Below are 14689 nucleotides of genomic sequence, written 5' to 3'. Positions count from 1 at the left end.
ACTGTCGCACCTGTCTCGCCTGCGCGGCCCGGCAGTTGGAACACTCTGCCGTGCCGGAGCAGGCGGTGCAATCGTGAAACACGTGTGAGTGCTCACACCTGGCCCGGCTTTCCGCTCGAGCCGCGGTGGAGCCCCCGGGCCGTGCACAAGGCGGGGTTTGCCTCCGTGACACTCGGCGACGAGGTCCGCTATCTGCGTGAGGTCTTCCCGGCCGAACCGGTCACCGTGGCGTTCCGCATCAAAGGACTGAGCGAAGACGGGGCACGAAGGCAGTTCGAGCACACGATGTCGCGCGCGAGCGAGGAGGAAGCCGCTGTCGTACGTACCCTCGATGCCTGGATCGACCCCGGCGCACGCAGGATCGCCGCGTAGCCGGTCGCACTGTGGACCGTCCTGGAAGGGGCCCAGGCCGCCGACCGCAAGAACCTCCCGTCGAAGCTCTGACCCTGCCCCGGTCGGCTGTGGTGGGTGGAGCGGCCGTCCTCATGTCGGGGGAAGAGCATGAGGACGACCGCTCCGTCCTGCGGCCAGGTCAGCCAATCAAAACCCTGACCGCAGGAGTTCCTCTCTGGGGCAACGGGTTTGGAGCCATGGCAGGTTCACGGATGGGACGAGGCAATCGCGCTGGACGTCTTCGGCTCCTCTGCCGACGGATTCACCCCAAAGGCGGCCGTCGGCCCGGCAGGCCTTCGCCTGCCGCGAAATCCCCTGGTGAAACGGGTGTTGGCTGGTCCGGCTTCCTTGATCCCGCGCAGGTCGGAGTGCTGATGACCAACGACTCGACGGCGACGCACGGTCGGGGACCGCTTCCGGGAGCCGCCGGACCGCGGCGGCACGTGGAGTTCCTGGCCGCCGAGCCGCGCGGCCGACTGCGCGGCACCTCGGCCGGCTGCGCGGCACCTCCGGCGATGGAGCGAGCCGAGGCGTACGTCTCGAGGATGCTCAGCTCACACCTTTCTATGGCAGCATGTGTGCGTACCAGCGCGACACATATGTCGTAGCGGCGCTCCTCCGGAGGCTCCATGTCCACACCATCCGAACCCGCCTCTCCTTGGACGAGCCTCACCCTGTCTCTCGGTGAGACCCCGGTGGCCGTTCTGGAGGCCGCGGTGTGGGCCATGGCCGCACTGGTGAGCACCCAGCGGCAGGCGCTGTCGGCGCCCCTCGTGGACGTGCTCGCGCGCGATCCACAGCGCACCGCGGTCCTGGAGAGCCTGGGCCTGGTCCGCCGGGGTCCCGACGGCTTCGCCGTCCACCCTTCGCTGGACCAGGCGGACGCGGCGACCGCGCGCAGCGCGGTGGAGGCGAAACTCAGCTCGCTGCAGCAGGCGGTCTCGGCCGCCGTCTCCGACGTGGCCGGTACACCGCAGGGCGGTTGGGAAGCGCAGTCCGACGAGGTGCTGCTCAGCCAGGGACAGGCCTCCGCCGCGACCGGCCGCGTACTCGCCGCGAAGATCCTTCCTCGGCTTGCCGGGTGCGCCGAGCGACTGGCGGCCGAGGGCAGCCGCATCCTCGACGTGGGCACCGGCGTCGGCGCGCTGGCCTTGGCGCTGGCGAGGGCTTCCCCAAGGCGCGGGTAGAGGGCATCGACGTACTGGAGCGGGCGCTGGCTCTGGCGCGGGCGGAGCTGACCGCCGCGGATCCGGCGGTGGCCGCCCGGGTGTCCCTGCGCCGGCAGGACGCGGCGGACGTGTCGGAAACGGAGACGTACCAGCTGATCTGGCTGCCGGCGCCGTTCCTGTCGGAAGAGGCGCTGCGGGCTGTGCTGCCCCGGCTCGTCGTGGCCCTGGTGCCGGGGGCGTGGCTGGTGGCGGGGACCAACCCCGTCGGCGATGACGCGCTGCGCCGCACTGTCGGGCGGTGGACCGCGGTGCGCGGCGGGGGCAACTCCTTCGACGCGGCGCGCATGAGTGAGGAACTCGACGCGCTCGGGCTCGGGGAGACGAGGACCTTCCCCACGGTTCCGGGCGGCCCCGTGCTGGTCGCGGCCCGGCGCCCCGTGTGCTGAGTCGTTCACCCCGAGCCTGGTGTGTCCCGCGTAGTGCGAGACCGACGGGTGTCGCGTGCCGCCGGAGGTTCCGCTCGGGAACCGCTCGGCGGCCACTGCGGTGTCGGTGCTCGGCGACCGTTCTTCAGGGGCCCTGGAGCAGATCCGCGGTGGCGACCTCCCAGTCGATCTCGGTGATCTCGCGACCGGCGGGAACGAGCTCGTAGGTGTACTCCAGCCACTCCTCCAGCGGGGACACGGGCAGCTCGAACAGGGCCGCCATGTCTCTGGAGGCCAGCCGAAGCCACGCGGTGGCCCGGTCCTCCGAGTGCGCCGGCCACATCTGGACGTCACCGAGGCCGCTCACCGAGTACAGCCCCTGCTGGAGGAGGTCGCGGCCGATCCGCCACAGGACACGCGGGCCGCCCTCGATGAGAAGCTCCACGGAGACGACCAGGGGAGCCCCCGGGTCGAACCGGAACTCCGCCCTGATGGTCTGCCGTGCGGCGACGTCCAGCACACGCTCGATGTCCAGGATCAGCTCAGGACGGGCGTGCGCCGCCAAGCGGGCATGTACACCTGGTTGGTTGCTGCTCATGGCGGATGGATCCTTCCCCGTGACGAAAGCTGGCCCGACCTACCCTCGCCCCTGCGGGCGCGTCGTACATAAGTCACTTGACCGTCCAACCTCGCCGACTTCGACGGTGAGTCGTGGTGACGGACGTCTGCCAGACGGACACCGGTCCGTATCGAGGCGCCCTTTCAGGGGCGGCTTTCCAGGGGGCGCTCGGCCCCAGCGGGCGCGCGGGTCGCCAACATTAAGTCATTCGACTGTCGCCCCTGACCTGCGCCTGAACGATCCTGGGACGGTCGCCCGCATGCCAGAGCCGGGTGATCGTCATGCTCGGAGGAGCCAGCCGTGAACCACACTCCCGTCGTCTTCATCCATGGCACCTGGCTGCACGCGCTGTCCTGGGAGTCATGGGCGGAGCGCTTCGCCAGCCGGGGGTTCCTCGCCTTCACGCCCGGATGGCCGGGGGAGGCGGCCGCCGTCGGGGACATGCGCAAGTCTTCCGAGACGCTCGCCGACATTGGCCTGGACATGCTGACAGACCACTACGCAGGAATCGTACGTTCATTCGAAATCGCGCCGGTGATCGTCGGCCACTCGGTGGGCGGCCTCATCGCGCAGCATCTCATCGGCGCCAACATCGGTCGCGCCGCGGTGGCCATCGCATCCGCCCCGATCAACGACATCCCGTTGCCCGACTCCCCGGCCCGGTTGTGGACGCCCGGCCGAGCCTACGACGCCGACCCCGAACAGCTGGTGCCCCTGTCTCCGGAGCAGTTTCACCACGCCTTCGCGAACACCGTCGCGGCTGAGGAGTCCGACCGGCTCTTCGAACGCTACGTGATGCCGACGCCCCGTCGTCTGCTGGCCGACCTCGGGCACCCGGGCAAGGTACGCAGCCCGCGTGCCGTGGTGGATGTCGCCAACGCGGACCGCGGCCCGCTCCTGCTGATCTCCGGGCAGGAGGACCTGATGGTGCCCGACTCCGTCACGCGCGCGGTGTACAAGCAGTACGGCGACTCCACGGCGGCGACCGACCTCAAGCAGTTCGCGGATCGCGCCCACTCCCTGGTGATCGACAGCGGGTGGAGATTCGTCGCCGACTACGTGCTCGGCTGGCTGGACGAACGCGGCCTCCGCGCCTACCCCGCGTAATGGCTCAGCGTGCCGTCGTCACACGTTCTGGTCGCCGGGGATCTTGGCCAGTGCGTCGCGGAGGGCGGCGCGTGAGGTGATGCCGAGTTTGGGGAAGACGCGGTAGAGGTGTGAGCTGACGGTGCGGGGGGAGAGGTGCATGCGTTCGCCGATTTCCTTGTTGGTGAGGCCGCTGGCCGCGAGGTCGGCGATTCGGCGTTCCTGCCAGGTCAGTGCTGCCAGGTGTGCCGTGGAGGTGAGGGTGGATGCTCCGGCGGCACGGAGTTCGGCCCGGGCGCGTTCGGTCCAGGTGGGGGCGCCCAGTCGTTCGAAGGTTTCCGCGGCCAGGGTCAGTGAGGGTCGTGCGGCTTTGGGGCCGTGGGTGTGGCGTTGGCGGATGCCGTGGGCGAGGCGGATGCGGGCGTGTTCGTAGGGGAAGTGGGGTGCGGCGGGGTGTGTTTCGGCGCGGTGGTACATCTGGTCGGCTTCGGTGGGGTCGGTGGTGGTCATGGCGAGGGCGCCGTAGGTGATGAGGGCGAGGCGGGGGGAGAGGTCGGGGAGGTTTGCGTTTTGGGCGGCGAGGGCGTGGGTGCGGGCTTGTTCGGTGCGGCCGGTGTGGAGGGCTGCTTCGACGAGGTCGAGGAGGGTGCGGGGGGCCTCGTAGGCGTAGGGGGTGAAGGTGCCGGGGCGCGTGATGCCGATGGCGTGGAGGTAGGCGGCTTCGTAGTCGCCTTCGGCGAGGGCGGCGGTGGTGCCGATCGCGTCGGCGATCTGGGTGAGGAATCCGACGCCGCGGGGGCGGGCCCAGGCATCGACGGTGGCCTGCAACTCCCGGGCCCGGGCCACCTGACCGCGCATCGCGGCCAGCAGACCCAGCTGTGCCTGCGCGTGAAGAACGAACAGAGTGTGCCGGTGGGTTGTCGTCAGCTCCAGGCAATGCTGTCCGGTGTGTTCGGCCTCGTCCCACTCGCCGACCGCGATCTGGTCCATCATGATCATGTGCAGCATGGACATGACGTTGATCAGGGACCCCGTCTCCGCCTCGCGGTCCACGGTGCGCTGCAGATGCGGCCGGTACCGGCTGAGGGTGTCCACGCGGTGGGCGGCGACCCCCAGCCGGGCAACATCCCACGGCTCCAGGTCGGGGAGACCGGCGAAGGCGCGTTCCACCCGTTCCCGTACACCGGCGCCGCGACGCACCACGTCGCTCCAGGCGTCCTGGTAGACGCGCGAATACGAGGGCACCAGGTCCCCCAGCGAGTCCAGGAGCTCATGAGTCCGCTCCCACCCGTCCTCGTCACCTGTGTACAGGTTGATCCCCAGCAGCAGGTCGACCAAGTGCGTGAGCACCTCGTCCGACTCCCGCACCCCGCCGTCGCGCATGCTCTCGATCGCCGCGAAGACCTGGCGCCGTGAGGACAGCAGGTCCCCGTCCTCGAGGGACGCGACATAGCCCGACGCGACCACCGAGGCCGGGGAATCGCTGTTGCCGGACCCGGTGTCCGAGCGGACCAACCGCCGGACCTGGTCCAGCTGGCCGGCGTGCGCGGCGACGTGCGCCGCGCTGCCCAGCCGCCTGGACCGCTCCTCGCGGCTCTCGCTGAGCTCCGCGGCGCGGGTCAGCCAGGCGACGGCGGCCAGCGCGCCGCCGCGCCGAGTCGCGGACTCGGCCGCCGCCTCCAGTGCGGCCGCCACCTCCTCGTCAGGGTCGACCGTCGACGCCGCCAAATGCGTGGCCCGCCGCTCGACGTCATCGCGGTGCACCTGGGCCAGGGCTGCGTGAGCCGCCCGCCGCTCGTTGGGGGTGGCCATCTGGGCGACCGTCGAGCGCACCAGGGGGTGCCGGAAGACGAAGTCGCCGCTGAGCGGATCGACGTCCAGCAGACCGCAGGCCGCGGCCTCGTCGGCGTCGCGCATGCGGTAGCGCGTGCTCCGGGTGCGGTCGGCCGCCATACCCGCCCCGACGCCGTCCAGGGCACCGCGCAGCAGATCGGCGCGCACCGCCTCGCCGAGGGACTTGATGCGCGCGCCGTACACGTGCTGCAGACGCAGGGGCAGCGGGATGCCGGTGTACCCGAACAGTTCCTCGGGACTGCGTCCCGCCCGGCCGCCGCGCACATAGGGCGGCAGTTCCAGTAGGGCCAACGGATTGCCCTGGGCCTCGTCCAGCACCAGACGGCGGATCTGAGGATCGAGGCCAGGGTGGTGCATGTCCAGGAGTTGTTCGGAGACCTTCCCCGGCAGCGCCGTCACCGCCAGTTCGGGCAGCGCGGCCGTGTCGAAGCCCGAGGGAACCTCCGAGCGCAGGCCGACGACGAGCTTCACCGAGCTGCCGGTCAGCCGGCGCCCCACGAAGCCGCACACCTCGGTGCTGGAGGTGTCGAGCCACTGGCCGTCGTCGAGCACCAGCAGGAGGGGTTGCTGCGACGCGGCGAGGGAGAGCAGGTCGAGGACGGCGATCCCGAGCGTCATGACCGAGGGGGGTGTGCCATCGCCCCGGCCGAAGACGACGTCGAAGACCCGCCGGTGCGTGTCGTCCAGACGGTCGATGTAGGTGAGCAGCGGATGCAGGAACTGATGCAGACCGGCGAACGGCAGTTCCGACTCGGCCTCGACGCCGGCCGCCCTGATCACCCTGTGTTTCTCGGCCGTCGCGAGTTCGGCGACGTGTCCCAGCAGGGCGCTCTTGCCCACACCTGCGTCACCGCGGAGGACGAGAGCCTGTCCTTCGGAGGCCGCCACGAACGCCGACAGGACCTCCTGTTCACCTTCCCGGCCGATCATGGCCCCGACGATCGACTCCATCGCCCCCACTCCCTTCACCGCTGAACCGGCCCGCCCCGAACGCTCTCGCGTCCGTGCGTACGGATCACGTCAGGCGCAATGGTGAGGATACGTCGTCTCTCGCAGCCACATGTCGGGCTGCTGTATGTACGACAGCGCGGCCGCCGGCCGACCGGTCACTCACACTCACGCAGAAGACTAGATGCCGCCGTCGGATTTGGTCACCCGGTATGGCCGGAAAAGTTCTTGTTGTGCGGACGGGTGTGTAGCCCTTCGGCTGCGACATGTTTCGGCGGCCCGACGTCCCGAACCATCAGGAGGAGCACCACGACGAGCCACTCGGCCTGCGCGTTCCGGCTGCGCTCACCGGGCCACGGAGAGTTACTGGCTGGCGCTCCCGGAGCCGGGGAACGGACCTGAGCGGACGCCCGGTGTTCTGCCTGGCGCCTTCGTGGTGGTCAGCCACGACGAGCGATCCGCACCGGACCCGCTACGTCGTCCCGCGAGCGCGGTGACCCGGTGCCGGACGGCGTGCCGCCGAACGGGTCGTCCTCGCGGGCACCGTCGAGACCGCCGTGAACGCCCTGTGGGATGCCGCGCCTCTGGCCGGCGACCGGATCGCGGTGGTCTGTAGCGGCATGGTCGGCTGCTCGGTGGTGGCCCTGCCGGCCCGGTTCCCTGGTGTGCGGGCGCAGTTGGTGGACGCCGATCCCGCGCGGTGAGGCCGCGCCCGGTTCAGGGTCGCAGCGCCTGGAGGGTCAGTTCGCCGTACCGGCGCCACAGTGCCGGGTCCCGTTCCGCGAGGTTGATCAGTTGCAGACACATGCCGCACAGCACCACACGCAGATCGAGCGGGGTGGCGTCCGGGCGGACCCGGCCGGCGGTCTTGGCATCGTCCATCAGAGCGGCCAGCCGGTGCAGCAGGGGACCGGTGTACGTCGTCGACCGCCCCTCAGCGAGCGCCTCCGACAGCAGACGATCCCGGGCAAGGTTCTCGAAGAGCAGGATCACAAAGGTGTCGAAGGCCCGCGCGGCCTCGGCCTCCGCCAGGACGGGCGCGGTGGCGCGTTCCAACTCCGCCAGCCGGTACCGCACGACCGCCTCCACCAGGTCCTCCTTGGTCGGGTAGCTGCGGTACACCGTGGCCTTCCCGACGTCGGCGCGCTCGGCGACCTGCGGCACGGTGCCCTGGAGCCCGAACTCCTCGAAGACCTCCAGCGCCGCCGCGAAGACCCGCTCATGGTTGCGGCGGGCGTCGGCCCGCTTGCGGGGCGATTCCTGGTGGGTCTGCTGCGAAGTCGTCTGCGCCGGATTCACCCGTCCATTCTGCAGTCTGCTGTCGGCTGCGATCGTGTGAACCCGGAGGGGAACCTCACTCGTTGAAAAGCTGAGAGAGGTTCTGCTTCAGCACGACTTGCTCCTCAGGATGTCGGCTGTTGCGCAGGAGCGCGATTCCGGGCATCCGTCCGTCGCACTTCGGGCGCGGCACTTTGAAGGTTTGATCACATGTCGGATGTGGGTCGCGTGACGGAGTTTCTCGAGCGGGTGGTCGCCGACAACGCGGCCGCCTTCGCGGGGGTGTCGACATCTCTGGGTGTCCGCCTCGGACTGTACAAGGCGATGTCGGGGGCAGGGGCGCTCACCTCGGACGAACTGGCCGAGAAGTCAGGGCTCGTCGAGCGGTACGTTCGGGAGTGGTTGGCGGCGCAGGTCGCCAGTGCCTACGTATGGCACGACCTCAAGACGAACACGTACGTTCTGCCGGATGAGCATGCGGCTGTACTGGCGGATTCCTCTCTGTCGACGTACGTCGGTGGTGGCTTCATCATGCTGAAGGCCCTCTACGGTGCCGAAGAGGCGCTGGCGAGCGCCTACCGGAGCGGTGGCGGGGTGAGCTGGCAGGACTACGGACCGGAACTGGCGGAGGGCGTTGCCGCTTTCTTCAGACCTGGCTACGAGGCAGTCCTCGTTCAGGAATGGCTGCCGGCCATGGAGGGCGTCGACAGCAAGCTTCGGCGAGGCGCGTCGGTCGCCGATGTGGGATGCGGCTTCGGCCACTCGACCGTGCTCATGGCCGAGGCATTTCCGCTGTCTCGCTTTCATGGCTTCGACTTCCACGAGCCCTCCGTCGAAGCAGCCCGAAAGCTGGCTGAGGAGGCGGGCCTCGGTGATCGCGTGACGTTCGAGGTCGCCGCCGCCCATGACTTCCCCGGTGGCGCCTACGACCTCGTCACGTTCTTCGATTGCCTCCATGATCTCGGTGATCCCGGTGCGGCACTCCGGCGCGCGGAAGAGACCCTCGCAGACGACGGAAGCTGTCTTGTCGTCGAGCCGAACGTGTCGGCCGAACCCGGAGAGAACATCCACCCGGTCGGCCGGTCCTTCGCCTCGACCTCAGCTGTTCTCTGTCTGCCGGTAGCCATGGCGCAGAACGGCCCTCAAGCGCTCGGCAATCATCCGGGCGGGGACGCTCTCGAAGCGATCGCCGCTGAGGTGGGTCTGCACAGCTGGAGGCTCGCCGTCGAGACCCTCACCAACCGCATCTACGACGTCAAGCGTTGAGGACGGACGCACTGGCGCTCGGCGCGTGAACGTGCGTGATGAGGACGTCGGCCAGTTCGCGGCTGACGAGCAGGAGCCGTTCCTCGTCGCTCTGGGACCACGTCCCCGGCGCGGGAGGCCCCGACGACGACCCCCGGCACCGGTTCACACATGCGAGTGGCGAGTCTCACGTGAACCTCGACTCGTACACACACGTCCTCACAAGTGAGTGGACGACCACATGTCAGCCGAGGCGGTCGGGCACATGTCCGCCGCGAGGAAGCGGTGGGTTTCTCATCCGGGCCCGACGCGCCGGCGCCGGTCCACGCGACACGCAGAGCGGGAAGAAGCTGATGCACGATGAAGGACGGCATGTCCGTCTGGCTCCCCTATCACCGAAGCCAGATCCCCGGCCTGCCTGACGGGCTCTCCTACTCCTACTGGGACGGATCGGGTCCGCTGCCCGGCGACCCCGGCGACGTCCGGTTCATCGCCGGCCTGCCGGCGCCCGGTGCCGAACGCGTCCTGGGCCCCGTACTGCCGCGGATGCGCAACCTCGAGGTGCTCCAACTGCTCAGCTCCGGTTACGACCACATGCTGCCCCTGCTGGGCGCCATGCCCCCCGGCACCCGGCTGGCCACCGGCCGCGGAGTGCACCGCGAGGCCACCGCCGAGCTGGCGGTCACCCTGCTGCTGGCCCTGTGCCGGGGGCTCGACCAGTTCACGGCCCATCAGGCCCAGGGAGAGTGGCGGCCCGAGATCAGGCCCACGCTGGTCGGCAAGCGCGTCCTGGTCATCGGCTACGGCGCGGTCGGCGCGGCCGTCGCCGCCCGGCTCGGCGCGTTCCGGTGCGAGACGGTCCTGTTGGCCCGGACGGCGCGCACCACACCGGCCGGACGTGTGCACGGGGCGGCGGAGCTCCCCGCGCTGCTGCCCACGGTGGACGCAGTGGTGCTGTGCGCGCCGCTGACCGACTGGACGCGCGGCATGTTCGGCGCGGACGCGCTGGCGCTGCTCAAGGACAGGGCGCTGCTGGTGAACGTCGCCCGCGGCGAGCTCGTGGACACCCGCGCGGTGGTCCGCGAGGTACGGGCGGGGCGGCTGCGGGTCGCGCTCGACGTCACCGACCCGGAACCGCTGCCGTCCGGCCATCCCCTGTGGAGCCTGCCCGGCGCTCTGATCACTCCCCATGTGGCGGCGTTCACCGATGCGTTCGCCCCGATGACCACGGACTTCCTGCGGCGGCAGCTGTACCGCTACGAGCGGGGTGAGGAACTGCACAACGTCGTCCTCACGACGACCGGAGCCGAAGCGGGTGAGCGGGCTGCCTAGGCCAATCACGACGTCCAGGTACGGTGACCACCCGAAGCTGCTCGGACCCGACAACGGTCTCGCGGGGGTGTTCGCGTTCTTCGAGTCGCAGGGGCACTCCGACCCCGCCGGGGCCTGGCAGGCCCTGACCAGCACCTGGAACTGGGCCGCGCCGCTCGTCACCGCCGTTCCCCGCGCGGGCTTCCCGGGACCTGTGGCACGGCCGGCCCCCGGCGGCTTCAGGCTGTCCGGGCTGTGGCGTCCTCCCTCGGACCACGGAACAGGACCGTGGCTGGCCCTGCCGCTCGCCCCGGTGCGGTCCGGCGGTCCTGACCTCTTCGTGGTGGCCTCGAAGGTGGTCCCGGCCGCAGTCGAGGACGGCGGCACGAGGTCCGTGTTCCGCCTGGAAGACGTGTACGTACCGGCCGGCTTCGTCACGCACTCTGCGGGCGTGCCACTGCGGGCCGGGGACGCGGCCTTCCTCTGGACGGCCGTAGCCGCCTTGGCGCTGGGCGCGGCCCGCCGCATGACCGACGTACTGGCCGCCCCCGCTACGGACGGGCCGGCCCGCGCCCAGCGGCAGGGACCGGTGTCGTCCACCGCTGTGGCCGCCGAACTGGCCGCCGTGCTGCACGACGAACGGCTGAGCCTGGCAGCGTCCCTGCACGGTGCCCCCTCCGCCCGCCAGGGTCTGCCCGCGTCCGACGAGGAGCGGCTCGCCGCACACGTCGGACGAGCCGGAAGCGCCGTCCACCATGTGGTCGCCGCGGCGTACGAACAGACGTCCGCGTCCGGCGGAAGCACCGGCCGGCACCTCCTGGTGAACTTGATCGAGGACTGTTCACCGATACTTCAACAGGCGCGGTATGCGACGGAGCTTCTGCTGCCTCACGACAAGACCTCCTCCCAGGAAGGCTGAACACGGTGACGACCGCCGCATATCAAGGTGAACCCGGATCCAACTCGGCGACCGCCGCGCGTGCCCTCTACCCCGAGGGCGGCGAGTTGGCCTGCACGAGCTTCGAGCAGGCCCTGGACGCCGTGACGCTCGGCGCCGCCGATGTCGCCGTGATCCCGGTCGACAACTCCGCGGCCGGACGCGTCGCCGACGTGCACCACCTGCTGCCGGAGTCGGGGCTGTTCATCGTCGCCGAGTACTTCCTCGCCATCCGCTTCGACCTGATGGGGGTGCCCGGCGCGACCCTGGACCCGGTGGAGTGCGTACGCAGTCACGTGCACGCACTGGGACAGTGCCGCAAGGTGCTGCGGGAGGGCGGCTGGCGCACCCTCGTCAGCGACGACACGGCCGGAGCGGCGCGCGAGGTGGCCGAGCTGGGCGACCCGCGGCACGCGGCGCTCGCCCCGCCCGCCGCGGCGGAACTGTACGGCCTCGATGTGCTGCGCGCCGAGGTCGAGGACGACCCGGACAACACCACACGGTTCGTCGTCCTCTCCCGGGACGCCGCTCCGACCCCGTACACCGGGGAGCCGACGATGACGAGCCTGTTCTTCAGCATCCGCAACATCCCCAGCGCGCTGTACAAGGCCCTGGGCGGGTTCGCCAGCAGCGGAGTGAACCTCACCAAGATCGAGAGCTACCAGATCGGCGCCGGGCTCAACGCCAGCCGCTTCTACGTCGAGATCGAGGGACACCCCGACGACGAGCGCGTCGCCCTCGCCCTGCACGAACTGCGCTTCTTCTCCACCGAGGTACGCATCCTCGGGGTGTACCCCGCACATCCGCACCGGCTGAAGAACTGACCGCGCACCCACCCGGAACGGGGCCCGAGGGGCTGGGTTCTCCGCCACCGTCGCCGGGGTGGCGGAGAACCCTTCAATGGGACAACGGAGGAGACAGCCCGGGAGTTCACACGCGTGAGCTGCCCGCACGTGTGCCTGACCGGCGACAAACCTGACAACCTGATGGAAATCGAACCCGGCCGACCTCTGAGGTGTGGGTATGAGCCAGCACCGCAAGGGCCTCCTCCTCGGCTTCGGTGGTGTGCTGACAACGCCGGTGCCGAGGAGGAGGCCCTTGCCTTCGCGCGCTGACCATCGTCCAGAACAGCGTGCCCGCCGCCGATCTCGGCGCAGCCAGAGCCGTGGTCACCTTCCTCCGCTCGTTGGCGCGGCCTTCGTGTCGCCGTCTTCGGCAGACCGGCCGACGCCCTCACCGGCCGCCGGCCGGCGGCATATGGGGAGTCCCGCGGTGCTCGCTGGTGCCGGCTACGCGCCGCCGTCCTCCGGGGCGGTCTCCGAGAGCCTCTTGAGCTGGGTGACCCACAGGGAGTTCAAGCGCTGCGCCCACAGGGGGGACAACACCGTGAGGGACTTGGCGGCGGGACCGCGGACCACGTTCTCGGTCACCACATGGGTGCCGCTCTCTACCGGGGTGAGCAGCCAGGTCTGGTACAGCTGCACACCGGCGCCGATGCCCGACCAGCCGAGCCGGCGGTGCGGCACATGCTCTCCCAAGAAGATCTCGAACCGGTGGCCGTGGAACCACACTTCGAAGTTCCGGGCGAGCGGTCCGGCCCGAACCTCCGTGAGGCCCGGAATCCATTCCGGCCACCGTGCCACATCGGTGAGCAGCGCGAAGGCCGTGGCGGGCGGAGCGTCCACGACGGCCTGCGCCTGACAGAAGCTGTGGGCCTCCGCGGCGCTGCCCCGCCTGACGAAGCTGATCGCCACCGTGGGGGACGACCCCAACCGCGTGATCCGCGTCGGCACCGCCTCGGTCTTCCCGGACCGGCTCGGAGACTTCCGGTGGCGTCGTAGCCGTGGTCCCCGGTCTCGATCGCCCCGACCAGCAGCCGGTACGCGGTGTCGATGTCGCCGTCCCTGTTGATCAGCAGGAACGCGGATGCGGCCGCCGCGTGCAGCGACTGCTGCCCGGTGGGATGGGCCTGGGCTCCGGCGAGCAGTCGCGAGGCGTCCTCGAGCTCTCCGCCGGAGTCCACTCCGACATAGGCCGCCTCGGCCAACCGGCGGCTCTCGTCGGACGCCGCGGGGCTGAGCCCCGCGGCACGGGTCAGCGCCGCCACCGCGCCGAGCGCGTCGCCGCGCCGCAGCCGGCGGCGCGCGGCCTCCTCCAGCAGGGCCGCGACCGTCTCGTCCCGGCCCACCGACGCCTCTCCCAGGTGCCAGGCGTGGCGCTCCAGCTGGTCGCCGAGCACGTCGGCGAGCGACTGATGGGCTCCTCTGCGTTCGGCGGCGGTCGCCAGCTCCACCACCGCCGAACCGATCAGCGGATGCCGGAAGGACAGCCGCCGGTTGTCCGCCGAGATCGTCACCAGCCGGTTCTGCTCCGCGGGGGTGAGGTCGTCGACACCGGCCCGGTCGGACGCGGCGGCCTCGACGGAGGCCAGGTCACCGGTTCCGTCGAGGGCTGCGAGCAGCAGCATGTGCCGGCTGCGGTCGGACAGACCGACCACGCGCGAGGCGAACATGGCCTGCAATCGCTCGCTCAGGGGCAGCACGGTGGGCACGGCCGCCAGGGTCGCGCGCTGCTCGGCGGAGAGCGCCGTCGGCAGCTCCACCAGCGCCAGCGGGTTGCCGCGTGCCTCGGTAGCGATGCGGCGCCGTACGGCGGGGGAGACGTCGGGGTGCGCGAGGGCGAGCAGCTTGGCCGACGAAGCGTCGTCCAGCGGCTCCAGCCGCCGCTCGGTCAGACCGCTGGACTCGAAGAAGCTGTCGGAGCCCGTACGGGAGGCCGCGAGGAAGCCGATGCGGCTGCCGACGAGCCGCCGGGCCACGAAGCCGAGTACGGCGTTGGTCGCCCGGTCCAGCCACGGCAGGTCGTCGACGACGAGCAGGAGTGGCGTCCGGGCGGATATCAGCCGGAGCAGCAGCAGAACCGCGGTGGAGGTCAGGAGACGGTCGGGCGCCGGCCCGCCGCCGATACCGATCGCGACGCGCAGGGCGTCGCGGTGGACGGTGTCCAGGATGTCGAAGTCGTCGAAGAGCGGTACGAGGAGCTGGTTGAGACCGGCGTAGCTGATGTCCGCCTCGAACTGCACACCGGCCGCGCGCAGAACCCGGGTGCCCTTGTGCGCGGCGGCGGTCGCCACCGCGTCGAGCACGGCGGTCTTGCCCACCCCCGCCTCGCCCGAGAGCAGCAGGGCCGCCCCGTGGACCTCGGAATTGCCGAAGAAGGAGTGGATGAAAGCAAGGTCTCGGCCGCGTCCGACCAGCCGTGTCGAGGCTGGACAGACGGTCGAGTCCAGGTCATTCATCGAGCTGCCTCCAACGGCTGACGTCTGGAGGCCTGGTGCTCTCCGCCGACCTGGCCGCGGCTGCACCCGGCTCCGTACGGCCTATGCAATCACCGCAGACCAAAGGACGTCCAGATTTCACCCATG

Annotated in this window: 12 protein-coding genes and 2 pseudogenes; 9 read left to right on the top strand and 5 right to left on the bottom strand. The window is 70.5% G+C overall.

The window, feature by feature from the left end:
* The first annotated feature begins 141 nt into the window (after nucleotides 1-141).
* The 3 genes from ACTWQR_RS22600 to ACTWQR_RS22590 all read left to right on the top strand — a co-directional run bounded on the left by ACTWQR_RS22600 (nucleotide 142) and on the right by ACTWQR_RS22590 (nucleotide 2008).
* Nucleotides 142-372: a thioesterase family protein gene (locus ACTWQR_RS22600; RefSeq protein WP_443228944.1), complete on the top strand. Its 231-nt coding sequence runs from the start codon at nucleotides 142-144 to the stop codon at nucleotides 370-372.
* Between the two features lie 650 nt (nucleotides 373-1022).
* The gene (locus ACTWQR_RS22595; protein WP_443228943.1) at nucleotides 1023-1580 is read left to right on the top strand and encodes a hypothetical protein; all 558 of its coding nucleotides are present in this window, start codon (nucleotides 1023-1025) and stop codon (nucleotides 1578-1580) included.
* 68 nt (nucleotides 1581-1648) lie between these two features.
* Nucleotides 1649-2008 carry a hypothetical protein gene (locus ACTWQR_RS22590; RefSeq protein ID WP_443228942.1) on the top strand — a complete coding sequence of 120 codons (360 nt, stop codon included), beginning with the start codon at nucleotides 1649-1651 and terminating at the stop codon, nucleotides 2006-2008.
* A gap of 124 nt (nucleotides 2009-2132) precedes the next feature.
* Here the strand turns inward: ACTWQR_RS22590 and ACTWQR_RS22585 are convergent, their stop codons facing one another.
* Nucleotides 2133-2585 carry an SsgA family sporulation/cell division regulator gene (locus tag ACTWQR_RS22585; protein WP_443228941.1) on the bottom strand — a complete coding sequence of 151 codons (453 nt, stop codon included), beginning with the start codon at nucleotides 2583-2585 and terminating at the stop codon, nucleotides 2133-2135.
* Nucleotides 2586-2906: 321 nt separating this feature from the next.
* Here ACTWQR_RS22585 and ACTWQR_RS22580 point away from each other — a divergent pair, with 321 nt between their 5' ends.
* Complete coding sequence (locus ACTWQR_RS22580; protein WP_443228940.1) at nucleotides 2907-3713, top strand: alpha/beta hydrolase; 807 nt, start codon at nucleotides 2907-2909, stop codon at nucleotides 3711-3713.
* Nucleotides 3714-3731: 18 nt separating this feature from the next.
* Here the strand turns inward: ACTWQR_RS22580 and ACTWQR_RS22575 are convergent, their stop codons facing one another.
* On the bottom strand, nucleotides 3732-6497 hold the full coding sequence (locus tag ACTWQR_RS22575) for a helix-turn-helix transcriptional regulator (protein WP_443228939.1): 2766 nt from the start codon (nucleotides 6495-6497) through the stop codon (nucleotides 3732-3734).
* Between the two features lie 395 nt (nucleotides 6498-6892).
* Between ACTWQR_RS22575 and ACTWQR_RS22570 the strand changes: the two are divergent.
* A pseudogene (locus tag ACTWQR_RS22570) lies at nucleotides 6893-7195 on the top strand (dehydrogenase); the annotation flags it as partial.
* A gap of 16 nt (nucleotides 7196-7211) precedes the next feature.
* Here ACTWQR_RS22570 and ACTWQR_RS22565 read toward each other — a convergent pair.
* Nucleotides 7212-7793: a TetR/AcrR family transcriptional regulator gene (locus tag ACTWQR_RS22565; RefSeq protein ID WP_443228938.1), complete on the bottom strand. Its 582-nt coding sequence runs from the start codon at nucleotides 7791-7793 to the stop codon at nucleotides 7212-7214.
* Between the two features lie 207 nt (nucleotides 7794-8000).
* Between ACTWQR_RS22565 and ACTWQR_RS22560 the strand changes: the two genes are divergently transcribed.
* The 4 genes from ACTWQR_RS22560 to ACTWQR_RS22545 all read left to right on the top strand — a co-directional run bounded on the left by ACTWQR_RS22560 (nucleotide 8001) and on the right by ACTWQR_RS22545 (nucleotide 12089).
* Nucleotides 8001-9038, top strand: coding sequence for a class I SAM-dependent methyltransferase (locus ACTWQR_RS22560; protein ID WP_443228937.1), 1038 nt, complete (start codon nucleotides 8001-8003; stop codon nucleotides 9036-9038).
* A gap of 339 nt (nucleotides 9039-9377) precedes the next feature.
* Nucleotides 9378-10349, top strand: a complete 972-nt coding sequence (locus ACTWQR_RS22555; RefSeq protein ID WP_443228936.1) for an NAD(P)-dependent oxidoreductase — start codon at nucleotides 9378-9380, stop codon at nucleotides 10347-10349.
* Nucleotides 10333-11247 (top strand): hypothetical protein, encoded by a 915-nt coding sequence (locus ACTWQR_RS22550; protein ID WP_443228935.1) that lies wholly within the window; start codon nucleotides 10333-10335, stop codon nucleotides 11245-11247. Before ACTWQR_RS22555 ends, ACTWQR_RS22550 begins: the two co-directional genes overlap by 17 nt.
* A gap of 5 nt (nucleotides 11248-11252) precedes the next feature.
* Complete coding sequence (locus ACTWQR_RS22545; protein WP_443228934.1) at nucleotides 11253-12089, top strand: prephenate dehydratase; 837 nt, start codon at nucleotides 11253-11255, stop codon at nucleotides 12087-12089.
* Between the two features lie 465 nt (nucleotides 12090-12554).
* Here ACTWQR_RS22545 and ACTWQR_RS22540 read toward each other — a convergent pair whose 3' ends face one another.
* Nucleotides 12555-12908, bottom strand: coding sequence for an SRPBCC family protein (locus tag ACTWQR_RS22540; RefSeq protein WP_443228933.1), 354 nt, complete (start codon nucleotides 12906-12908; stop codon nucleotides 12555-12557).
* A gap of 1175 nt (nucleotides 12909-14083) precedes the next feature.
* A pseudogene (locus ACTWQR_RS22535) lies at nucleotides 14084-14563 on the bottom strand (AAA family ATPase); the annotation flags it as partial.
* Nucleotides 14564-14689 lie beyond the last annotated feature (126 nt).

Source organism: Streptomyces sp. 2A115 (assembly GCF_052245575.1).
Classification (GTDB): Bacteria; Actinomycetota; Actinomycetes; order Streptomycetales; family Streptomycetaceae; genus Streptomyces.
Note: the sequence above shows the minus strand (reverse complement) of the source record. Positions and strands in the feature narration are given on the sequence as shown.